General features: G+C 67.2%; 23 protein-coding genes. 6 read left to right on the top strand and 17 right to left on the bottom strand.

Annotation, left to right across the window (positions count from 1 at the left end):
- Positions 1–77 precede the first annotated feature (77 nt).
- The 5 genes from WEB06_02465 to WEB06_02445 are packed head-to-tail and all read right to left on the bottom strand — an operon-like array spanning position 78 to position 5,671.
- Positions 78–1,190 (bottom strand): branched-chain amino acid ABC transporter permease, encoded by a 1,113-nt coding sequence (locus tag WEB06_02465; protein MEX2554476.1) that lies wholly within the window; start codon positions 1,188–1,190, stop codon positions 78–80.
- Complete coding sequence (locus WEB06_02460; GenBank protein MEX2554475.1) at positions 1,187–2,083, bottom strand: branched-chain amino acid ABC transporter permease; 897 nt, start codon at positions 2,081–2,083, stop codon at positions 1,187–1,189. Before WEB06_02460 ends, WEB06_02465 begins: the two co-directional genes overlap by 4 nt.
- Complete coding sequence (locus WEB06_02455; protein MEX2554474.1) at positions 2,083–4,020, bottom strand: AMP-binding protein; 1,938 nt, start codon at positions 4,018–4,020, stop codon at positions 2,083–2,085. The genes WEB06_02460 and WEB06_02455 overlap by 1 nt, the downstream gene beginning before the upstream one ends.
- Positions 4,017–4,898: an ABC transporter ATP-binding protein gene (locus WEB06_02450; GenBank protein MEX2554473.1), complete on the bottom strand. Its 882-nt coding sequence runs from the start codon at positions 4,896–4,898 to the stop codon at positions 4,017–4,019. Before WEB06_02450 ends, WEB06_02455 begins: the two co-directional genes overlap by 4 nt.
- Entirely contained in the window at positions 4,886–5,671 is a 786-nt protein-coding gene (locus WEB06_02445) for an ABC transporter ATP-binding protein (GenBank protein ID MEX2554472.1), read from the bottom strand. The genes WEB06_02450 and WEB06_02445 overlap by 13 nt, the downstream gene beginning before the upstream one ends.
- Positions 5,672–5,803: 132 nt before the next feature.
- On the opposite strand from WEB06_02445, the gene WEB06_02440 reads away from it, so the two are divergent.
- Positions 5,804–6,292: a PaaI family thioesterase gene (locus tag WEB06_02440; GenBank protein ID MEX2554471.1), complete on the top strand. Its 489-nt coding sequence runs from the start codon at positions 5,804–5,806 to the stop codon at positions 6,290–6,292.
- A 241-nt stretch (positions 6,293–6,533) separates the two neighbouring features.
- On the opposite strand, the gene WEB06_02435 is transcribed toward WEB06_02440, so the two are convergent.
- The 6 genes from WEB06_02435 to WEB06_02410 all read right to left on the bottom strand — a co-directional run bounded on the left by WEB06_02435 (position 6,534) and on the right by WEB06_02410 (position 10,424).
- Positions 6,534–7,073 (bottom strand): plastocyanin/azurin family copper-binding protein, encoded by a 540-nt coding sequence (locus WEB06_02435; GenBank protein MEX2554470.1) that lies wholly within the window; start codon positions 7,071–7,073, stop codon positions 6,534–6,536.
- A gap of 76 nt (positions 7,074–7,149) precedes the next feature.
- Entirely contained in the window at positions 7,150–8,748 is a 1,599-nt protein-coding gene (locus WEB06_02430) for a GMC family oxidoreductase (GenBank protein MEX2554469.1), read from the bottom strand.
- Entirely contained in the window at positions 8,745–9,182 is a 438-nt protein-coding gene (locus WEB06_02425; protein ID MEX2554468.1) for a gluconate 2-dehydrogenase subunit 3 family protein, read from the bottom strand. The genes WEB06_02430 and WEB06_02425 overlap by 4 nt, the downstream gene beginning before the upstream one ends.
- 45 nt (positions 9,183–9,227) lie before the next feature.
- Entirely contained in the window at positions 9,228–9,929 is a 702-nt protein-coding gene (locus WEB06_02420; protein MEX2554467.1) for a hypothetical protein, read from the bottom strand.
- A gap of 17 nt (positions 9,930–9,946) precedes the next feature.
- On the bottom strand, positions 9,947–10,135 hold the full coding sequence (locus WEB06_02415; protein MEX2554466.1) for a type II toxin-antitoxin system VapC family toxin: 189 nt from the start codon (positions 10,133–10,135) through the stop codon (positions 9,947–9,949).
- Positions 10,136–10,151: 16 nt separating this feature from the next.
- Positions 10,152–10,424, bottom strand: a complete 273-nt coding sequence (locus tag WEB06_02410; protein MEX2554465.1) for a type II toxin-antitoxin system VapB family antitoxin — start codon at positions 10,422–10,424, stop codon at positions 10,152–10,154.
- Positions 10,425–10,553: 129 nt separating this feature from the next.
- Here WEB06_02410 and WEB06_02405 point away from each other — a divergent pair, with 129 nt between their 5' ends.
- On the top strand, positions 10,554–11,375 hold the full coding sequence (locus WEB06_02405; GenBank protein MEX2554464.1) for an SDR family oxidoreductase: 822 nt from the start codon (positions 10,554–10,556) through the stop codon (positions 11,373–11,375).
- 3 nt (positions 11,376–11,378) lie between these two features.
- Here the strand turns inward: WEB06_02405 and WEB06_02400 are convergent, their stop codons facing one another.
- A complete protein-coding gene (locus WEB06_02400) occupies positions 11,379–11,768 on the bottom strand; it encodes a hypothetical protein (protein ID MEX2554463.1) in 390 nt (129 codons plus the stop codon).
- Positions 11,769–11,869: 101 nt separating this feature from the next.
- Positions 11,870–13,240, bottom strand: coding sequence for an NAD(P)/FAD-dependent oxidoreductase (locus WEB06_02395; GenBank protein ID MEX2554462.1), 1,371 nt, complete (start codon positions 13,238–13,240; stop codon positions 11,870–11,872).
- Positions 13,241–13,288: 48 nt separating this feature from the next.
- On the opposite strand from WEB06_02395, the gene gnd reads away from it, so the two are divergent.
- Genes gnd through WEB06_02380 form a run of 3 tightly spaced genes read left to right on the top strand, consistent with a single transcriptional unit; the run spans position 13,289 to position 17,455 of the window.
- A complete protein-coding gene (gene gnd, locus WEB06_02390) occupies positions 13,289–14,164 on the top strand; it encodes a decarboxylating 6-phosphogluconate dehydrogenase (protein MEX2554461.1) in 876 nt (291 codons plus the stop codon).
- Complete coding sequence (gene zwf, locus WEB06_02385) at positions 14,161–15,609, top strand: glucose-6-phosphate dehydrogenase (protein ID MEX2554460.1); 1,449 nt, start codon at positions 14,161–14,163, stop codon at positions 15,607–15,609. Before gnd ends, zwf begins: the two co-directional genes overlap by 4 nt.
- A 13-nt stretch (positions 15,610–15,622) precedes the next feature.
- Complete coding sequence (locus WEB06_02380; GenBank protein MEX2554459.1) at positions 15,623–17,455, top strand: acyl-CoA dehydrogenase family protein; 1,833 nt, start codon at positions 15,623–15,625, stop codon at positions 17,453–17,455.
- Positions 17,456–17,459: 4 nt separating this feature from the next.
- Here the strand turns inward: WEB06_02380 and WEB06_02375 are convergent, their stop codons facing one another.
- A complete protein-coding gene (locus WEB06_02375) occupies positions 17,460–17,888 on the bottom strand; it encodes a type II toxin-antitoxin system VapC family toxin (protein MEX2554458.1) in 429 nt (142 codons plus the stop codon).
- Positions 17,885–18,130 carry an antitoxin gene (locus WEB06_02370; protein ID MEX2554457.1) on the bottom strand — a complete coding sequence of 82 codons (246 nt, stop codon included), beginning with the start codon at positions 18,128–18,130 and terminating at the stop codon, positions 17,885–17,887. The genes WEB06_02375 and WEB06_02370 overlap by 4 nt, the downstream gene beginning before the upstream one ends.
- A 158-nt stretch (positions 18,131–18,288) precedes the next feature.
- On the opposite strand from WEB06_02370, the gene WEB06_02365 reads away from it, so the two are divergent.
- Positions 18,289–18,537: a hypothetical protein gene (locus tag WEB06_02365; protein MEX2554456.1), complete on the top strand. Its 249-nt coding sequence runs from the start codon at positions 18,289–18,291 to the stop codon at positions 18,535–18,537.
- A gap of 75 nt (positions 18,538–18,612) precedes the next feature.
- Here the strand turns inward: WEB06_02365 and WEB06_02360 are convergent, their stop codons facing one another.
- Entirely contained in the window at positions 18,613–19,176 is a 564-nt protein-coding gene (locus tag WEB06_02360) for a class I SAM-dependent methyltransferase (protein ID MEX2554455.1), read from the bottom strand.
- Between the two features lie 8 nt (positions 19,177–19,184).
- On the bottom strand, positions 19,185–20,014 hold an 830-nt coding region (locus WEB06_02355; protein ID MEX2554454.1), incomplete at its 5' end, for an AMP-binding protein.

Below are 20,014 nucleotides of genomic sequence, written 5' to 3'. Positions count from 1 at the left end.
CACGTAGCGGACGGACGAACGACGAGCTTTGCGTCAGTCTTTCTCCCACACCTCCCTCCGCGGGTCAACGAACCTCGTCAATAGGAGAACGGCCAGGAACGCCAATAGGTTTTCGCCCGGACCCACATACCGAACAGGCCCCTGGGCTCGAGGATCATGAACGCCACGATCCCGACGCCGAAGAGCAGGGTCTCGAGCTGGAACGTCGTGATGAGCCCGCCCGTCGACTGCCCCTCGACGAAGGGGATGAACCGAGGGACTTCCTGGACCAAGCGGGGCAACAGGACCACGAAAGCCGCGCCGAGGAGCGAGCCGGACAGGGTGGCGACGCCGCCGATCAGGATCATCGCCAGGAAGTTAACCGACGTCAGCAGGTTGTAGCTGCCGGGTTCGATGAAGCCGGTCAGCGTTGACAGGAGCGCGCCGCAGATCCCCGCGTAGAACGAGGAGACCGCGAACGCGATGACCTTGTGCCGGGTGAGCTCGACCCCCATCACCTCGGCGGCGATGTCTCGGTCGCGGACGGCCGCGAGGGCCCGGCCGACCTTCGACCGCGTGAGGTTCTTCGCGAACACCGCCAGCACCAGCAGGACCAGGAGCCCCACGAAGTAGAGCTTGATCTCTCGCGTCACCGTGAAGCCGCCGATCTCGATGCGCTCGTCGAGCCGCGTCCCGAACATCTCGAGCTTCGCCGACGAGCGCCCAGTTCCCACTCCGCCGGTGATGAACACCATCTCGCGGAAGAGATGCTCGCCGAGGAACACGAGCCCGAGCGTGACGATGGCGAGGTACAGGCCCTTGAGCCGCGCGGCGACCGGCGCGACGATCAGCCCGACGATCGCCGGCAGCAGGCCCGCGGCCGGCAGCCAGATCCACATGTCGAGCCCGAACCCGACCACGTTGCGGTCGGTCGGCCCGCTGAGCACCGCCGCGGTGTACGCGCCGAGCCCGAGGAAGAACGCGTGACCGAGCGACACCTGGCCTGCGTACCCGGTGACGATGTTGAGACCGATCGCGCCGATCGCGGAGATGAACGCCGTCGCGAAGAGCGCGTTGAGCTCGCTCGTGATCACGAAGGGGAGCAACAGAGCGCCGACGAGCAGCACGCCGAACCAGAACCGTTTGACGGGCGTTCCGAGCGGGGCCTGGTCGGACTCGTACGTGGTGTGGAGCTCGGGACGACCCCTCATACGCGCTCGACCTCTTTGGTCCCGAACAATCCGTACGGCCGCACGAGGAGCACCAGGAGCATCACAAGGTAGGGGACGACCTGGTCGAAGTTGCCGCCGGCCCAGGCGAAGTGCTCCGGCTGATAGACCTTCGTGTAGGTCTCGGCCAGGCCGATCGCCAAGCCGCCGACCACCGCGCCGGGGATCGAGTCGAGGCCTCCAAGGATGATCGCCGGCAGCGCTTTCAGCGCGAAGAAGGTCGTGTTCTGGTCGATGCCGGCGCCGCCCGTCCCGACGAGGAGCCCCGCGAGCGAGGCGAGTCCGCCGGAGATCGCCCAGGAGATGCCGAACATGCGCCCGACCGGCACGCCCTGCGCGAGCGCCGCCTCCTGATCGAAGGACGCGGCGCGGAGCGCAAGTCCCAAGCGAGACAGCTTGAAGAACGCCGCCATCGCGGCCACGACCGCGGCCGTGATAACCAGCGCCGCCAGATCCCGGTGGAAGATCGCGACGCCGCCGGGCCTGAACTGGGAGAGTCCCCACGGGTCGCCGAGCTGACGGAGCTCGAGCCCGATCAGATCGTTGGCGACGACCTGCAGGGCGATCAGGACCCCGACCGTCACCATCGCGGCGGAGAACGGCTGCTCGCCGACCATCGGGCGGAGCGCGACCCGCTCGGTCACCGCGGCGATCGCGGCCGTGACCAGCACCGCCACGACGACGCCGAGCCAGAAGCTCAGCCCAACGGTGATCACGAAGTACGACGCGAAGTAGGCGCCGAAGATCATCAGCACCGGCTGCGCGAAGTTCACGACGCGCGTGCCCTTGTAGATGATCACGAACCCGAGCCCGAGCAGGGTGTACAGCGACCCCTGGGCGAGTCCGCGTACGGTCGCGCTGAGGAACTCGTCCATCAGGCCGCGCCCTCCGCGCTCCCGATGGGTGGCGCCGATCGCGTGTGCACGTCGGCGAGGTCGCCCCCCGCGTAGCTCGTACGGTTCGAGTACATGTCCTCGATCATCGGCTCGAACATCGTGGCGATCGCCGCGCGCTTCACCTTCTGCGTGGCCGTGAGCTCGCCGTCCTCGTGATCGAGCTCCTTCGGGATCATCCGGAACTTGCGCACGCCCTCGACGCGGGCGAACTGCTCGTTCGTCGCCTTGACGACGTCCTGGATGAGCTTCAGCACCTCGGGCTTCTCGGAAAGGTCGCGGTAGGTCGTGTACCGGATGCGTTTGCGCTGCGCCCAGTTGGCGACGGTGTCGAACTCGATCCCGACGAGCGCCGAAAGGTACGGTCGCCGGTCGCCGACCAGGACGACCTCCTTCACGTACGGCGAGGTCTTGAGCGCGTTCTCGATCTCCGACGGCGAGATGTTCTTCCCGCCGGCCGTGATGATGATGTCCTTGATCCGGTCGACGATCCTGACGTAGGTGCCGTCCACCCACTCGCCGACGTCTCCGGTGTGAAGCCAGCCGTCCGGAGTCAGCGCCTCCGCGGTTCGCTTCGGGTCGTTCCAATATCCGGCGAAGACGCCGGCATGGCGGGTCTGGATCTCGCCGGTCTGGGAGTCTATGCGCAGGTCGCTGCCTTCGTGTGGTTCGCCCACCGTGCCGAGCTTCACCCGGCCCCGCCGGTTGCTCGTCGCGACGGCCGAGTTCTCGGTCATCCCGTAGATCTCGTGGATCACGACCCCGATGCCGAAGAACCACCGGAGGATCTCGGGCGAGATCGGCGCCGCGCCCGACCCGGCGTTGCGGCAGCGGCGGAGGCCGATGCGATCGCGGAGCGCGCGGTAGAGGAACGGATAGCCGGCCGCGTACCGCATACGCGACCCAAGCGTGTGGTTGCCGCCGCCGGCAACGAGATCGTCCCCGATCTTGGTCGCGACCCGCATCCAGAAGCGGTAGTTGGCGCGCTTGAGCCACGAGGCGGAGGCCATCTTGATCTGCACGCCGGCGTGGATCTTCTCCCAGATCCGAGGCACCGCGAAGAACAGCGTGGGCTGCACCTCACGGAGGTTCTGCTGCACCGTCTCGATGGATTCCGCGAAGTGCACCTGGGTCCCGGCCGCGGCGTTGACCCACTCCGTGCCGATCCGCTCGGCCACGTGACACAGCGGCAGGTACGAAAGCGTCACGTCGGCCCGGCCCGGATCGTCGTAGAAACCGCCGCTGTCGACGAGCATCCGGATCGCGAAATTCACGTTGGCCACGGTGAGCATCGAACCCTTCGGCGGACCGGTCGTGCCCGACGTGTAGACGAGCGTGACCACGTCGTCCGCCTCGATCTCCGCGGCGCGCTCCTCGAGCAAGCTCGGATGGCTCACGAGATGCTCGGCGCCGCGCGCGATAAAGTCCGACCACGAGATCAATATCGGGTCGTTGATCGACCGGACTCCGCGCGGCTCCAGGTAGACGATCCAGCGAAGGCCGGGGAGGCTGTGCTTCACGGCGAGCGCCTTGTCGACCTGCTCTTGATCCTCCGCGATCAGCACCTGCGCGCCGGAGTCCTTGAGGAGGTACTCGACCTCGGTGGCGGGATTGGTCGGATAGAGGCCGACGGTGATCGCGCGAACCGCCATCGCACCGACGTCGGAGTAAAGCCATTCGGGCCGGTTCTCCGAGTGGATGGCGACCCGATCGCCGGGCTCGACCCCCAGCGATGCCAGCGCGTGAGCGACGAGCCGGATCTGTTCCCAGTAGTCCTTCCACGTGATGTCCTGCCAGATGCCGAACCGCTTCTCGCGCAGCGCGACGCGATCCGGATCGGAGCCGGCCCATCCCCGGATCCGGCCGGCGACGGTCTCCACGGTTCCCGTGCTCTTCGCTGCGACGGCTCCCGCACTCATCGCTCACCTCCGATCGGCTCGCCGGTCGCCGACGCGGTTGCCTCGGGACTCCAGGGCCCCTCTCCCAGGTAAGCGTCGATGACGCGGGCGTCTCGCTGGATCTCCGACGGGACCCCGAATGCGATCTGGTGACCGAAATCGAGCACGAGCACCCGGTCGGCGAGGTCCATGACCACTCCCATCTCGTGCTCGACCATGATCATCGAGACGCCGAGCTCCTCGCGGATGTCGAGGATGAAGCGCGCGATGTCCTCGATCTCTTCCGCGTTCATCCCCGAAACGGGCTCGTCGAGCACGAGCAGCTTGGGCTCCATCGCGAGCGCGCGGCCGAGCTCGACGCGCTTTTTGATCCCGAAGGGGAGCAAGCCAACGGGCAGCTTGCGGTATTGCTCGATCTCGAGGAAGTCCACGATGTCCTCGACGATCCGTCGGTGTCGCACCTCCTCGCGCTTGGCCTTCCCGCGGTAGACGAACGCGGAGAGCAGGCCGTACCGGATGTGCACGTGACGGCCGAGCATCAGGTTGTCGAGCACCGTCAAGTTGTTGAAGAGCGCGATGTTCTGGAACGCGCGCGCGAGTCCGAGCCGCGCGATCTCGTCGGGCTGCGCGCCGATGATCTTGTGGCCGAGGAACGTGATCTGACCCGTCTGCGGCCGATACACGCCCGACAGGCAGTTCAGGAGTGAGGTCTTTCCGGCGCCGTTCGGGCCGATGATCGCGAGCAGCTCTCCCTGCCGCACCTCGAACGAGACTCCGGCGAGCGCCTTGACTCCGGCGAACCGGAGAGCCACATCCTTCACTTCGAGCACGGGCGCACCGGCGGGCAGATCCACCCCTGCGCCCGTCAACGCCTCGGAAAGTGGCCTTATGACAGCCATCGCTTGCGCCTCTTGTAGTGCTTGACGTCCCGCAGCGACGTGGCCCGGCCATCGGTGCGGAAGCCGAGGTAGAACTCGCGCACGTCCTCGTCCTCGCGGAGCGTCGCCGCAGGCTTGTCCATCACGATCTTCCCGGCCTCCATCACGTACCCGTGCTGGGCGATCGACAGGGCCATGTTCGCGTTCTGCTCAACCAGTAGTACGGACGTGCCCATGTGATTGATCTCTACGATGAGGTCGCGGATCTGCTGCACCACCAACGGGGCGAGCCCGAGGCTGGGCTCGTCGAGCATCAGATATCGCGGCCCCGCCATCATCGCGCGCCCGATCGCGAGCATCTGCTGCTCGCCACCCGACAGATAGCCGGCGATCTGCTTGCGGCGCTGCTCCAGCACCGGGAAAAGGCTGTAGGCGCGCGCCATGCGGTCCTTCGCGTCGGCGGGGCTCGTGTAGCCCCCGACCTTCAGGTTCTCTTCGACGGTGAGCTCGACGAAAACCCGCCGGCCTTCCATGACCTGGCCGATCCCTGCACGAACGATCTCCGGTGGGTCCAAGCCGTCTATCCGCTTGCCGTCGAGGGTGATCGTCCCGCGGGTGATCTCTCCGCGGTGGACGTCGAGAAGCCCCGTGATCGCGCGGAGCATCGTGGTCTTCCCGGCGCCGTTCGTCCCGAGGAGCGCGACGATCGACCCGTCGGGCACGCTGAGGCTGGCACCTCGCAGACCGAGGATCGCGTCCTCGTAAACGACCTCGAGATTCTCTATCGAGAGGATCTGAGACCCCCGAGCTCACCCGGCTCGTGCATCGTCTTGCTCTTTGTACTGCGGGATGCCCCGCCGCGCCATGGGCGAGGATAACCCGCGGCATGCGCCGCGCCCCTATGGCCGCGGGTACGCTACGAGCCCATGGTTGATCCACAGCCCGCCGAGGAAGCGTTTCGTCCGCTTCCGTCCCACTACCGTCGCTGCTTCGGGTGCGGCGAGGACCATCCGACCGGTTTGCACATGCAGGTCGTCGGCTCCGGCACGACGGTACGCGGCTCGTTCCTCGTCACCGAGCACCACCAGGGCGCGCCGGGGCTCGCGCACGGCGGAGTGATCGCTGCGGCGCTGGACGAGGCGATGGGGTTCCTGATCTACCTGGCCGAGAAGCCGGCCGTGACCGCGCACCTCGAGGTCGACTACCGCAAGCCCGTCCCGATCGGGTCGCGGCTCGAGCTCGAAGCGCATCTGGAGAACGTCGAGGGGCGGAAGCTCTATGCGTCGGTCACCGGCCGGGTGGACGGCGTGGTCCACGTCGAGGGCCATTCGCTCTTCCTGCAGGTCGGCGTCGAGCACTTCGCGCCGCACATGGAGCGCGCCGGCGAGACCTGGGTGCGCCCCTACAACCCGTGACCGTCCGTTTCGTCGACCTCTCTGGTCACGAGATCGGATGCACCGTCTACGGGGGTCGGAAAGGCGACGATCAGCGCGCACCACTTCACGAAGCCCCTATCCTGACCGGGGTCTTCGGGGCCTGTCAGACAAAGTGTTGTCAAATGTGTCGTCACATCGCCTGACCTGACGGGTACTTTCAAGCTGTCAGACAGGATGACGTCGTATTGTCTGACAGCCTTCTGCGCGGTACCCCGGCCGACTAAGGGTCGACGATCACGACTCCGTTCATGCCGATGGAAGCGTGGTGCACGCAGAAGTAATTGTAGGTGCCCGGCGTCGTGAACGTGCGCGTGTAATTGAGCGTCGGGGTCGCATCCAGTAGCGGGTACTCGAAGAAACCCGGCACGACTCGCGGCGACTCGGGCGGCGTCGTCGGGTAGTGGAAGCCACTGTCGAAGATGAGATCCGTACTCGTCACGGAGTGGCAATGCGCGCTGTTCCAGGTCCACACGATCGACTCGCCGGCCGTGATCCGGGTCTCAAAGGGAGTGAGCAGCGCGTCCACGCTGAAGCCGGTTCCGGCGAGACCTTCGCCGAACGTATTGTGGCCGAGCACCACAGTCGCGGTGACGTTGGGGATCGTCTCCACCGGATCGTCCGTCAGCGCACCGTCGGCCGCCGAGCAGCCGCTGTCCGTGCTGCGGTACCAATGGATCGCATGTGCGGGCGGCAGGCCCGCCGCCAGGATCAGTGCCACCGTCGCAGCGAAGAGCGCCGACCGAGCGAGACCCTTCCGCATCGCAAGCCCCCTACCTTGGCGGTCGCTATCAATACGTCCGTTTCGCCGGAGAAGTTCGATCTCCTGCGCAGGCGAACTACGCGAAGTAGCGCGAGGCGATCTGCTCGGCGGTTCGGGCGGCAAGCGCCTGCGCCGTCAGGGTCGGGTTCGGTCCGCCGAGGCCGTTCGGGAGCACCGAGCAGTCGCCCACGAAGAGACGCTCGACCTCGTGGGCCTCGCCGCCCGAGTCTACGACGCTCGCCGCCGGATCGTTGCCCATCCGCATCGTCCCCATGATGTGGGTGAAGAACGCCGGATGGATCTTCGTCCGGTGCACCTGCTTCGCGCCGGCCGCGCGCAGCACTTCCGTGCCCTTGCGCGCGAGCCAGTCCTGACGCTCCCGCGACGCCGGCGTCGGGTGGTAGACGACCTTCGGCACCGGGCCGTGCTCGTCGGCCGGCCAGTCGTCGGCGAGCATAACGCGGTTCGATGGGATCTCCTCGTCGTTGGTCGAGATCGCGATCGTGAGCGACCGGTGGTACTCGCCCATCCGCCGCACCGCGTCCTCGCCCCAGCCGCGACCTTGGAAGTCCCACGGCCCATCCGGCTTGTCGCCCCAGAATCCGCTGCCGCCGCCTATCACGATCGAGAACGACTGCGGCCCGAACCCCTGGCTCCAGATCGTCCCGTAGCCGGGGAAGTCGGCGCGCGCCATCGTGACCTGCCCAACGTTGGGGTGAACTTCCCGGTCGAAGAACCCGGTCACGAAGTCCTGGAGGTGCATCGAAAGGTAGCGGCCGACGGTGTCCTGTGAGTTCGGCAGTCCGGAGTTCAGCCACAGTCGCGGCGACTCGATCGAGCCGCCCGCGAGCACGACCACCTTGGCTTCTGCCTCGCGTTCCTCGCCCGTCGCGGTGTCGCGCCAACGGACGCCGCGTGCCCGTGCCCGTCCGGCGCCGTTGGAGAACAGGATCGCGGTCGCGAACGCATTGGCGACGATCTCGCAGTTGCCCGTCGCCATCGCGGCGGGCACGTAGCTGACGTTCGTGGCCCGCTTGGCCTTGCGTTCGATCGGCGCTCCGACCGGGTTCGGGCACCCCTGAAGGCAGTGGCCGCACATCGTGCAGCCCTCGACCTCGGGGTGCCGAAGCGGCGTCCCCGCGGCCATCCTCGCGATCGGAAGGATCGCGTTGTGACAGGGACGCCACATCGCCTCGGAGACGTCGCGCGTCTCGCTGCGTTTGAGTCCGATGCCCTCGCAGCCGGCCGCGAAGAGCGCGTCCTTGGTCGCGAGATCGTCGACGAGCGCCACCGGCAAGAACTCCTCGACCCGCTCGTAATGCGGGATCAGCTGTTCATAGGTGAGCGGCCATGCTTCGCTCATCGCCGAGGGATACACCCGCGGACAGATGCCGTTGTAGTGGAGCGTCGTGCCGCCGACCCCGGCCGCTTGCAGGATCAATCCCACGCCGTCGCGCCGGCGCACCCACGGCGCCTTCGTCCGGTCGGCGGGTCCCCAGCGCAGTTTGCCGTCGACGAGCGACCCCATGTCGTCTTCGAGGCGCGTGAAGTCGTTGTCGGGATCGAGCCACGGACCGGCCTCGAGCATGAGGACCTTGACACCGCGCTCGGCGAGCTCCTTCGCGACGACCGGACCGCCGCCACCGGCGCCGATGATGATGACGTCTGCCGTCACACGCCCTCCCGGTATTCGGGGTGCCCGTGCACGGGGCCGTGGAATCCGACGTGTGCCCAGGTCGGCGGAGCGGAGATCTTCCCGGACGTGCGCTCGTAGCCGCTCCACTCCGAATACGAGCCGCCGTTGGTGAAGACGAGAAGCGCGTCGACCGCATCGCGGATGTCCTGGCTGTCGTCGGTCGACATGGCGCGCAAGACGGTTGACCGCTCGTCCGAAGAAAGCTCCGCGAACGACGATCCGGCTTTGACGTCCATCGAGTACGCGTTGAGCAACGCGGCGATGAGGTCGACGAAACCGGGGAACGACTGCTCGATCAGACCGACGACGTGGCGGTCGACGCCCATCGCGAGCGCGCCGGGCAGCTCGCCGGTCGCTGGGACGATGGTGTCCACAGCGGCGCGGATGGCATCGAGCGAAGCGTCGTCGGGCATCGCGCGCCATTGAACATCACGCGGGCGGGGCCCGTCCAAGGGGACTCAGCTCTCGAGCGTCACCGCGCGCAGGACCGTCTCGATCGTGTCGAGCGCCGCCGGATCCTCGAAGTAGAAAGCGATGGCCTCATACCTTGCGTGGAAGCCTTTCGGGAAGTTGAGCACGGCGGCGAGCGCGCCGGGGATCCTCACGTCGGCTTTCGAGACGAACCAGGCGTTGGCGTCGTAGATCACGCCCGAGAGGCCGTCGGGCCGGGTGACGATCCGCAGCGGCTTGATCTCGAATGAGTCCTTGCCGGCGCAGGTGGAGACGGAATGCTTCCCGCCGCTCTGGATCCACCGATGAGCGAACGTCGGCCATCCTTCCGTTCCAGGACACCCGTCGTTGACCGCCGCGAACTCGTACGATCGGCAAGTGCCGCGCGGATCGCAACGGTCGGAGCGCCGGATCGTCCACGCATACCGCGGGCCGGTCTCGCCGTCCGAGGCCGCGCTCACGGTCCCCGGAAGCGGCGGATATGCGAAAGCGATCGTCTGGTAAGCGAACGTCCTCCACCCATTCGGGGCCTTGATGGCCGCCGCCGGAGCCGCGGGCGACGGCGAAGGGGCCGGCGTGACGGATCCGGAGCCGACGGGAGTCGGGGACGCCGAGCCGGCGGAGCCGGGGGTTGAGTCGGAGCATGCCGCCGCGATGACCATGAGCGCCGCGACCAGGAGGTACGGGCCCGTTCGCCTTCGGTGAGTCATGCGCTCATCCTCGCAGCTCACGCGATCTCGAGGTCTGTGCGGACGAAATCTCTTCCCGTGCAGAGCAGCGGCTCACCAGCCAGCCTCGCGATCGCGTAGCTCATGCAATCGCCGAAGTTGAGTGAAGCATCGTGCCTGCCGCGGCCATATCGCTCGAACGCTTCGACGGCCTCTTGCCAGTGATTCTCACCGAAGGGGACGACCACCACCTCGAGTCGACGATCACACGCCCTCGCGACCGTACCCGAGGATCTTCTCTCTTTCACGCTTCGTGAGTCTCTTCCGACGAACGTCCTCAGGCACGAGCGGCCATATCTCCCGCTCGAGGAACCGATGGACTTCGTCCCTACGCCGGGGGACGGCGATCCGGGAGGCCAATCGATCACGCCGCTCCTCGAGAGCTTTCCGGATGGCCTCGGTCTTCGATTCGCCCGTCAGCTCGGCAACCTCCGCGGCGAGCTTTGCCACCGCCTCGTTCTTGATGTTGAGCCCCATGTTCTACCCTTGATAGACGATGGGAGAACTTCTACCACTCCACCACCGGGCCCGGTGCGCCCGGCCCCTACTTGAGGCGTTCATCCACCTGGTGAGAGACTCGTCCGACACCGACTCGAGGAGGTCCTCATGAAGCCGCTCAAGGACAAGGTCGTGCTCATCACGGGGGCCTCGCGTGGGCTCGGCGTCGACATGGCTCGGGCGTTCGCGGCTCAAGGGGCCAAGCTCGCGCTGGCGGCGCGGTCGGGGAGCGCCCTGGAGCAAGTGCGGTCCGAACTCGCGAGCGGCGGCGCGACGGCTCTCCCCGCGCCCACCGACGTCGGCGACTACGAGTCGCTCCAGGCGCTGGTCAAGGAGGTCGAGTCCTCGCTCGGCCCGATCGACGTGCTCGTCAACAACGCCGGCATCGAGGACGTCTACGACTTCGAGGCGACCACACCCGAGCGGATGGAAGAGATCGCCCGGGTGAACTTCGTCGGGCTGATGTGGCTGTCCCGGCTCGTGCTTCCGTCGATGATCGAGCGCCGGACCGGCCATATCTGCAACATCTCCTCGGTCGCCGGGTTGAGTCCGGTGCCCCACAACGCGATCTACTCCGCCACCAAGCACGCCGTCGTCGGGCTGTCTCGGTCGCTGCGATTGGAGATGGCCGAGCACGGCGTCGAGGTCTCAGTCGTTTGTCCAGGGTTCGTGGACGGCGGGATGTTCAAGGAGTGGGGGAGGCCGCCGCCGAAGTCGTCGCCCGCCGTGTCGCCGGAGAAGGTCGCGGAGGGCGTCGTCCGAGCGGTGCTCGACAACAAGGGCGAGGTCGTCGTCACCAAGGGTCTCGCCAAGATCGCCGACGTCAGCTTCGCGATGATGCCCGAGATCGCGGCGAAGATGTACGCGAAGAGCGGCGCGCTCGGATACCTGAGGGATCAGGCGAAGATCAACTCGGAAAAGAAGAGCTGAAGCTCAGCGGTCGCGCGCGGCGAGCGCGAGCAGCCATGCCGGATCCTGTTGCGGGCGCGCCGGACGATCGCCGGCGAGCCCGGCCGCAAGCGCACTGACGGCGACGAAGCCTTCCATGCTCGCCGTCACGATGCCGCGGAGGTCGAACGCCTCGACGGGCATGCCCGGCAGGCCGATGGTGCGCGAGAGCAGATAAGCGAGGACCGTCGCGGCAGAGATCACGCCGGCGATGCGCCAGGCCCACACGCGTCCCGTGAGCACGAGCCATCCGCCGACCAGGAGCAGCGATGCCCCGGTGGCGACGAAAAGCCAGCCGTGCATGGTCGACTCGCGCAGATGCTCCGGCGCGAGCGCGAGATGCACGCCGCCGGCGAAGGCCGCGAGCTGACCCACGGTCGTCGCGACCGCGCCCGGGCGTAGCAGCCACCTCCCCATCCCGTAGTGCCATCGGCAGGCTGAGCGTCGGGACTGAGTCGTCCGGGCGCTATGGCCCGTTATCGGAGTTTGGCGGAGAGTTGGAGGAACGCGCCCTTCACCGACTCGCTCAGTGTTGGATACGAGTGGATCGCCTCGCCGACGACCTCGATCGGGATCCGTCCCGCCATCGCAGCCACGATCTCGTGGATCATGTCCCCGGCGCCCTCGCCCACGATGTGCCCGCCGAGCAGCTCGCGTGAGCGCTTGTCGGCGACCAGTTTCACGATCCCGTGCATGGTGCCCTCGATCACGGCCCTCTCGTTGTCGGCGAACCGCAGCAACGACGTGACGACATCGTGCCCCTCGTCGCGCGCGGCCTGCTCGCTGTGCCCCACACTGGCGACTTCGGGCTCGCAGTAGGTCACCTTCGGGATCACGCGGTAGTCACGCGGGCGGCGATGCCCGAGGATGTCGTCGACGATGATCTCGGCCTCGTAGGTGCCGACGTGCGTGAACAGTAGGTCGCCGGTCGCGTCACCGCCGGCCCAGATCTTGTCGCCGGTCGTCCGCAGCGTCTCGTCGAGCACCGGCTTGCCGTCCTTCATCTGGATCCCGGCAGCGTCCAGGTCGTGCTCGTCGAAGCAGGGCTTGCGGCCGGTCGCGACCAGGAGCTCCTCGGTCTTGAGCGGCTCACGGCCTTCGATGTGAAGCGTCCAACCCGCGGCCCCATGCTCGACGCGCGTCGTTTTCGCGCCGGTGATCATCTCGATGCCTTCCTCGGCGAGCGCCGGAGCGAGTGCGGCCGATGAGTCGGCGTCCTCGACGTAGATGATCCGGTCGAACAGTTCGACGATCGTCACCTTGGCGCCGAAGCGCGCGTAGATCTGCGCGAACTCGATCCCGATCGGGCCCGAGCCGAGCACGACCAACGACGCCGGAACCTCCTTCGCCGACCAGATCGCTTCTTTGTTGGTCCAGTACGGCGCGCCCTCCAACCCCTCGATCGGCGGCGCGGTCGGCTCGGTGCCGGTTGCGATCACGATCCGATCGGCTTCGATCATCTGACCCGCGGACGTCTCCAGCTTGTGCGGGCCGACCAGGCGCACCTCGTCGAAGAGGACGTCGATGCCTTGCTCCTCGAAGGGCTTGGCCCCGCCGCCGGAGAACCCGTCGATGATGCTCCGCGCGCGCCCGACGACCGCCTGGAAGTCCACCTCGACGCTCGGAACCTTCACGCCGAACCGCTCGGCGTCGCGCGCCCAGGCGGCGACCTTGGCGCTGCGGAGCATGACCTTGGTCGGGACGCAGCCGTAGTGGTTGCACTCGCCGCCGAGCTTGTCGCGCTCGGCGATCCCGATCTTGAACTTGGACCGGCCGCCGAGCGAGAAAGCCACCTCGGAGCCGGTTCCTCCGCCGCCGATCACGAAGACGTCGTAGCGTTGCTCCACGGGACTATCGTATCCATCGACGCGTCTTCTAAGCCGAGAGGGTGGGCCATGAAGCTGGGCATGGTGGGATTGGGCCGGATGGGGAGCGGGATGTCCGAGCGGCTCCGCGGCGGCGGGCACGAGGTGATCGGCTTCGACCGCGACCCGGCCGTCTCGCAGGCCGCGTCCCTCGAGGATCTGGTGGCAGGGCTCGAGCCTCCACGACACGTGTGGATGATGCTCCCCGCCGGCCCGGCGACGGAACAGACGATCGAGGCGCTCGCGAAGCTTCTGTCCCCGGAGGACTTGGTCGTGGACGGCGGGAACTCCAACTTCCGCGACTCGATACGCCGAGCCGAGGAGCTCGCCGCCGACGGGATCCTCTTCGTCGACGCCGGCGTGTCCGGAGGGGTGTGGGGCTTGAAGGAAGGCTTCTGCTTGATGCTCGGTGGAACTCAGGGCTCGATCGCGCGGCTGGCGCCGGCGCTCGAGACGCTCGCACCCCCGGAAGGGTGGCGTCACGTCGGGCCGTCGGGCTCGGGCCACTTCGTCAAGATGGTCCACAACGGCATCGAGTACGGGCTGATGCAGTCCTACGCGGAAGGCTTCGACATCATCCAGAGCTCGAGCGTCTACCCGAGCCTCGACCTCGGCGCGATCGCCGAGGTGTGGCGGCACGGGTCGGTCGTGCGATCCTGGCTCCTCGACCTCGCCGCCGGCGCCTTGCAGAAGGATCCGGGGCTCGAGGGGGTAAAGGGGTTCGTGGAGGACTCGGGTGAAGGACGCTGGACCGTGATGGAAGCCCTCGAGGAGGAAGTGCCCGCGCCGGTGATCACCCTGTCGCTGTTCGCGCGGTTCGCTTCGCGGCGTGAGGACGCGTTCTCCAACCGGATGCTGGCCGCCCTGCGCCGCGAGTTCGGCGGGCACGCCGTCAAGGAACGATGAGCCTCGTCCCGCCGCCGCCGCAAGCGATCGTCATCTTCGGCGCGTCGGGGGATCTGACAAAGCGAAAGATCCTTCCGGCGCTGTACGACCTGTGCGTCCGGGGTCTGCTCCCCGAACGCCGTGCGATCGTCGGCTACGCCCGAAGTGAATGGACCGAGGAGGAATTCCGCGCCCATGCCCGGGCCGGGATAGAGGAGTTCTCGCGCACGCCGATCGACGAGAAGGCGTGGAAGGTCTTCGCCGACGACCTCCACTATGTGAGCGGCGAATTCGACGAGCCGCACTGCTTCTCGCACCTGATCGAAGAGCTAGAGCATCTCGACCGCGAGCGGAAGCTCGAGGGGCGCCGCCTCTACTACTGCGCTACGCCGCCGTCGGCCTTCCCACAGATCGTCATGCGTCTGGGCGAGGGGGGGAACCCCGGCGAGGCATCGATCGTCATCGAGAAGCCGTTCGGCCACGACCTCGAGAGCGCGCGCGACCTCAACCGCATCGTGCGCTCGGTCTTCGACGAGTCGCGCGTGTACCGCATCGACCACTACCTCGGGAAGGAGACGGTGCAGAACATCTTGATGTTCCGGTTCGCCAATTCCATGTTCGAGCGCGTCTGGAACCGGGACGCGATCGACCACGTGCAGATCACCGTCGCCGAGGAGGTCGGCATCGAAGGTCGCGGCGCTTACTACGAAGAGGCCGGCGCGATCCGTGACATCCTGCAGAACCACGTGCTCCAAGTCCTGGCCTTCCTCGCCATGGAGCCCCCGCGTTCGCTCGAGGCCGAGGCGATCCGGGACGAGAAGGTGAAGCTCCTCCGCGCCGTCCATCCGTTCCAGCCGGACGAGATCGTGCGCGGCCAGTACGCCTCCTGCGAGATCGAAGGAAAGTCCGTTCCCGGATACCTGCAAGAGGAAGGCGTGGATCCGAGCTCGACCGTCGAGTCGTACGCCGCTGTTCGGGCGCACATCGACAACTGGCGTTGGTCGGACGTTCCGATCTTCGTCCGCACCGGCAAGCGCTTGCCGCGACGGACGACGCAGGTGATCGTCGGGATGCGCGAGGCCCCCGGTTACCTGTTCGAGGACGCCGGCATCTCCCCCGGCGTCGCCGACCACCTCTCGATCGAGATCCAGCCGAACGAGGGGATCTCGCTCGCGTTCAACGCGAAGCTGCCGGGCCCCGAGATCGAACTGAAGCCGGTGCACATGACGTTCTCCTACGACGAATCCTTCGGGGTCGAGCCGGCGGAGGCGTACGAGCTGCTGCTCCACGAAGCCATGGAGGGCGACCACACGCTGTTCATACGCGAGGACGAGGTCGAACGCTCCTGGGAGATCGTGGACAAGGTTCTCAAGGCCGAGACGCCCGTCTACCAGCACGACGCCAACACGTGGGGCCCGAAGGAAGCCGAAACTCTGATCGCGCCGAGGCGCTGGCACCTGCATTGAAGGGGGATCCGAGATGACGATCGACCGCACCGAGATCCGTCCGGCCGGGTCGAGCTCGTACGACACCGAGCGGGTCGACCGGCTCCCCTTCGGGACGCCGGAGAAAGCCGAGCGGTACCAGACCGAACGCTTCCTCGGCGCGACCGGCCTCAACTGGTACACGAGCGATCCGACGTTGCAGTTCCTGATGCGCTACCTGCTCACGGCCGACGAGCTGGAGTGGGCGACCCCGCGCCTCGAACGTCTGGGTGAGCTGATGGGCGGCCCGATCTCGGAGCGCGCCGATCTCACCGACAAGAACCCACCGCGTCTCATCAAGTACGACCGCTGGGGCCACGACATCAGCGAGGTCCTCATCCCCGAGTCGGCGCTCGCCACCAAGCGCGATCTCGCCGAGCAGGGTTTCGGGACGCCCGCCTTCCGGACCGAGGCCGAGCGCGCCGGCGTGCGCTTCGAGGCGCTCACCGGCACCTACACATATCTGCTCTGCCAGGCCGAGATCGGCATGACCTGCGCGATGGGTGCCGACGCGGGGATGGTCCGCGCGATGGTGGATCTGTTCGCACCGCAGGACGTGAAGGATCACGTGCTGCCCAGGATCGACTCCGGCGAATGGTTCGGCAAGACCGGCCAGTTCTTCACCGAGCGAACCGGCGGGTCGGACCTCGGCGAGCTCGAGACGACGGCGACGCCGAACGGCGAGTCCTGGCTGCTCAACGGGCTCAAGTGGTTCTCGTCGAACTGCGACGGCGAGGCGTTCGTCGTGCTCGGCAAGCCGGAGGGCGCTCCCGACGGCGTCCGCGGCATCGGGCCGTTCCTCGTGATGAAGCACCGGATGGACGGCACCCGCAACGGGATGCGGATCCGTCAGCTGAAGGACAAGCTCGGAACCAAGGCCGTGCCGAGCGGAGAGGTCGAGTTCGTCGACGCCGAGGCGTTCCTTCTGGCGCCGAGCGGAGATGGGAATGGCACCGGCGACGGACACGGGCTCGCGCGTCTGATGATGCTCACGAACGTGGCACGGATCGGGATCGCGACGATGGGACTCGGTTGCGCCCGTCGTGCGCTCGTCGAGTCTCTCTGTTACGCGAGCGCGCGCAGCGCATGGCGCAAGCGCCTGATCGACCAGCCGCTCATGAAGCGCAAGCTCGCCGAGATGATCGTCGACGTCGAGGCGGCGCAGGCGCTGGTGTTCGACCAGTACCAGCCGGCGAACCATCAGCGCAGCACCGCCGCGCCCGAGCGGCTGCGCCTCGGCGGCGCGCTCGCCAAGCTCCGGTGCGCACGGCTGGGGATAACGACGGCGAGCGACGCGATCGAGATCCACGGCGGCAACGGCTACGTCGAGACCTGGCCGGTGGCGCGGATCCTGCGCGACGCTCAGATCAACACCCTCTGGGAAGGGCCCGACAACATCCTGTGCTTGGACGTCCGGCGCTCGATCGAGCGAGAAGGCGCCGACGGCCCGCTGCTCGACCGGATCCGCGAGGCGGTTTCCGGTGCCGCTTCGGACGAGACGGCACACCTGGTTTCCCGGAGGGCCGATGACTTGGCCGCCGCGATCGAGGCGTGGCGGGGACTCGACCGCGAGACCGGCGAATCTCGGCTCTACCCGCTGGCGCAGTTCATGATCGACGTATACGCCGGCGCGTTGCTCGTCGAGCAAGCGGCGTGGGAGCGGTCAACCGGCGGGGGAGAGCGCAAGGCACTGGTCGCGCGGCTCTACGCTCAGCGTCGGCTTACCGGTGAGGGTCCGATGCGTGGGATCGACGATCCTCGAAACGAGGCGCTGGACCGGTTCGGGGAGCTTGCCGACGGCACGCTGGTGGACGACCGCCCGCGTTGACGGGCTAGTTGAACAGCCCGGCGACCTCCGGGCCGGATGGATCCCACCAGATCAGAGACCTGACCTCGTCGAAGGAACGGTCGGCCGAGACCAATGCCTCGGCATCCGTCGCCATCGCAGCTGCCGCCATGACGGCGTCGGATGCGCCGAGCTTCTTGGAGCGCTCGAACAGCCGGATGCCCGCGGACAGCAGCTGACCGTCGATCACGAGCAGCGGCGACAGAAGATCCGCGTACGCACGCCCGAGCTTCGCCGCGTCGCTCCTCGACCTCCGTCGAGCACGAACGTGGACGAATTCCTGGACCGCCTCGGGCGTCGTGATGGCATCGACTCGTCCGCTGCCGACGGCTTCGATGAGCCGCCGGCAAGGATCGGCCAGCCGGTGCTCGCCGCCGACTGCATAGACCAGCACGGTGGTGTCGAGGATGATCATTTCCGCCGTCCGCGAAGATCGTCGAGCTCGTCGCGCAGTGCCGCGACCTCCGGAACGGGCATCGGCTGGGCCTCGAGGATACGTCGCGCGGCCGCGGACCTCTTCGAGCCGGTCCCCGGGATCGATGCGTCGATGGCCTCGCGGATAACGCGGGCGACGGAAACTCCGCGACGCCGCGCCTGGTCTGCGACCCGCCGGTATCGCTCCTCATCGAGCAAGATCTGCAAGCGTCGTTCTAACATACACATACATTAGCATGTGTAGATAGCACTACGAACCGTGCGATCAGGCCCTAGCGGCCAAGGGTTAGCAGCTGGACGGCGGGTCTTATCCGCAAGGAGAGGGCGTCTCGGGAAACGCCCTGAACGTCGTCGTCCGGCGAGCGATGCTTGGGGGAGCTATGTCCGAGCACCGGATGAGGCAGGCACTCGAGGATTACCTCGACCTCCCGATCACGCGACACGGTCACCAGAGCTTGCTGGCCCGCATCCTCGGCCTTCGCCTCAAGTTCTCCGTGTACGACGCAACCTATCTCGCGCTTGCCGAAGCGCTCGCTGCACCTCTGCTAACGGCAGACAACCGCCTCGTTCGCGGCGCGCGAAGCCACACGCGGATCTCGACGGTGCCACGCCGGTCTCGCTGGAAGTGACGGCACGACAGAGGTGACAGACATGTCTGTCACCTCTGGCACCCCGGGAGGCCGGGCCGCCTCCCCGGAGCCCGGTCAGCGGCGGTCGAGCACGAAAAGCGAGTGGTGGTACATCGCGAGCGTCGGCCACTTCGGCCGATACGACTCGGTGTGCCCCACGCGGTAGCCGTTCTGCGAGAAGACGTCCTTCCACTCGTCGCGCGAGCGGAACGTGAACGGGATCGGGATCCCGTGCCGTTGGTTCAGCACCCAGTCCCACGCCTTGTTGAAAACCAAGTCGACCTTGTGGAACGGCGTGTCCTCGAGCACCAGCACGCGCTTGCGCGCGACGCGCATCGCCTCCGCCGCGACGATCAGCTGATCGTCCCACGCCGGAACATGATGGAGCACGAAGCACATCACCACGACGTCGAACGACTTGTCGGCCGCCGGCACGCGCAGGGGGTCGTCCTGACGCAGATACGGCAGGTCCACGCGGTTGTCGAACTCGTGCAGATCGCAACCGGTCGCTTTGGCACCGGCGTACCGCGCCAGACGCCTCGCGACCAGCCCCGTGCCGGAACCGACATCGAGGAAGGTCTCGCCCGGCTCGATCCACGGCGCCAGCTTGCGGACGACCTCGTTCTCGCGCAGAAACATCGTGGAAGCTACTCCTCCGAAGGCGACGTCGCGGCGAGCGAGCGGATCTCCTCGACGACTTCCGCGTTCGCGAGCGTGGTCACGTCGCCGAGCTGCCGGCCCCGCGCCACGTCGCGGAGCAGGCGGCGCATGATCTTCCCCGATCGCGTCTTCGGGAGATCGTCGCTGAGCACGATCGCCTGCGGCCTCGCGATCTTCCCGATCTTCTTCCCGACGTGCTCGCGCAGCTCGGCGATCCGGTTCTCGTTTCCCTCGACGCCCGACTTCAGCGTGACGTAGGCGACGATCGCCTCACCGAGGTCCGCGTCGGGCCGCGACACGACGGCGGCCTCGGCGACGTCGGGGTGGTCGACGAGGGCGGACTCGATCTCGTAGGTCGAGAGACGGTGCCCGGCGACGTTCATCACGTCGTCGATCCTTCCGAGCAGCCAGAAATAGCCGTCGTCGTCCCGCCGGGCGCCGTCTCCGGTGAGGTAGACGTTCGGCCCGTAACGCGAGAAGTACTGCTGCACGTACCGATCCGGGTCACCGAAGATGGTTCGGAACATCGCCGGCCACGGTTTGCGGATGACGAGCGAGCCCCCGGCGCCCTTGGTGACGCTGTTCCCGGCTTCGTCGAGGATGTCCGCCTCGACGCCGGGGAACGGGTTCGTCGCGGAGCCCGGCTTGAGCTTGGTGATGCCCGGGAGCGGCGTGATCAGGATCATGCCGGTCTCGGTCTGCCACCAGGTGTCGACGATCGGGCAGCGCTCCCCGCCGATGTTGACGTGGTACCAGATCCACGCCTCGGGGTTGATCGGCTCGCCGACCGTGCCGAGCAGACGCAGGCTCGACAGGT

The organism is Actinomycetota bacterium, assembly GCA_040905475.1.
Lineage (GTDB): Bacteria > Actinomycetota > AC-67 > AC-67 > AC-67 > DATFGK01.
This window is presented reverse-complemented; position numbering and strand designations above follow the sequence as displayed.

Coding starts and splice junctions, on each gene's coding strand:
- WEB06_02465 (MEX2554476.1), bottom strand. CDS start 1,190: ATGAGGGGTCGTCCCGAGCTCCACACCACGTACGAGTCCGACCAGGCC.
- WEB06_02460 (MEX2554475.1), bottom strand. CDS start 2,083: ATGGACGAGTTCCTCAGCGCGACCGTACGCGGACTCGCCCAGGGGTCG.
- WEB06_02455 (MEX2554474.1), bottom strand. CDS start 4,020: ATGAGTGCGGGAGCCGTCGCAGCGAAGAGCACGGGAACCGTGGAGACC.
- WEB06_02450 (MEX2554473.1), bottom strand. CDS start 4,898: ATGGCTGTCATAAGGCCACTTTCCGAGGCGTTGACGGGCGCAGGGGTG.
- WEB06_02440 (MEX2554471.1), top strand. CDS start 5,804: ATGGTTGATCCACAGCCCGCCGAGGAAGCGTTTCGTCCGCTTCCGTCC.
- WEB06_02435 (MEX2554470.1), bottom strand. CDS start 7,073: ATGCGGAAGGGTCTCGCTCGGTCGGCGCTCTTCGCTGCGACGGTGGCA.
- WEB06_02425 (MEX2554468.1), bottom strand. CDS start 9,182: ATGCCCGACGACGCTTCGCTCGATGCCATCCGCGCCGCTGTGGACACC.
- WEB06_02420 (MEX2554467.1), bottom strand. CDS start 9,929: ATGACTCACCGAAGGCGAACGGGCCCGTACCTCCTGGTCGCGGCGCTC.
- WEB06_02410 (MEX2554465.1), bottom strand. CDS start 10,424: ATGGGGCTCAACATCAAGAACGAGGCGGTGGCAAAGCTCGCCGCGGAG.
- WEB06_02405 (MEX2554464.1), top strand. CDS start 10,554: ATGAAGCCGCTCAAGGACAAGGTCGTGCTCATCACGGGGGCCTCGCGT.
- gnd (MEX2554461.1), top strand. CDS start 13,289: ATGAAGCTGGGCATGGTGGGATTGGGCCGGATGGGGAGCGGGATGTCC.
- zwf (MEX2554460.1), top strand. CDS start 14,161: ATGAGCCTCGTCCCGCCGCCGCCGCAAGCGATCGTCATCTTCGGCGCG.
- WEB06_02380 (MEX2554459.1), top strand. CDS start 15,623: ATGACGATCGACCGCACCGAGATCCGTCCGGCCGGGTCGAGCTCGTAC.
- WEB06_02375 (MEX2554458.1), bottom strand. CDS start 17,888: ATGATCATCCTCGACACCACCGTGCTGGTCTATGCAGTCGGCGGCGAG.
- WEB06_02370 (MEX2554457.1), bottom strand. CDS start 18,130: ATGTTAGAACGACGCTTGCAGATCTTGCTCGATGAGGAGCGATACCGG.
- WEB06_02365 (MEX2554456.1), top strand. CDS start 18,289: ATGTCCGAGCACCGGATGAGGCAGGCACTCGAGGATTACCTCGACCTC.
- WEB06_02360 (MEX2554455.1), bottom strand. CDS start 19,176: ATGTTTCTGCGCGAGAACGAGGTCGTCCGCAAGCTGGCGCCGTGGATC.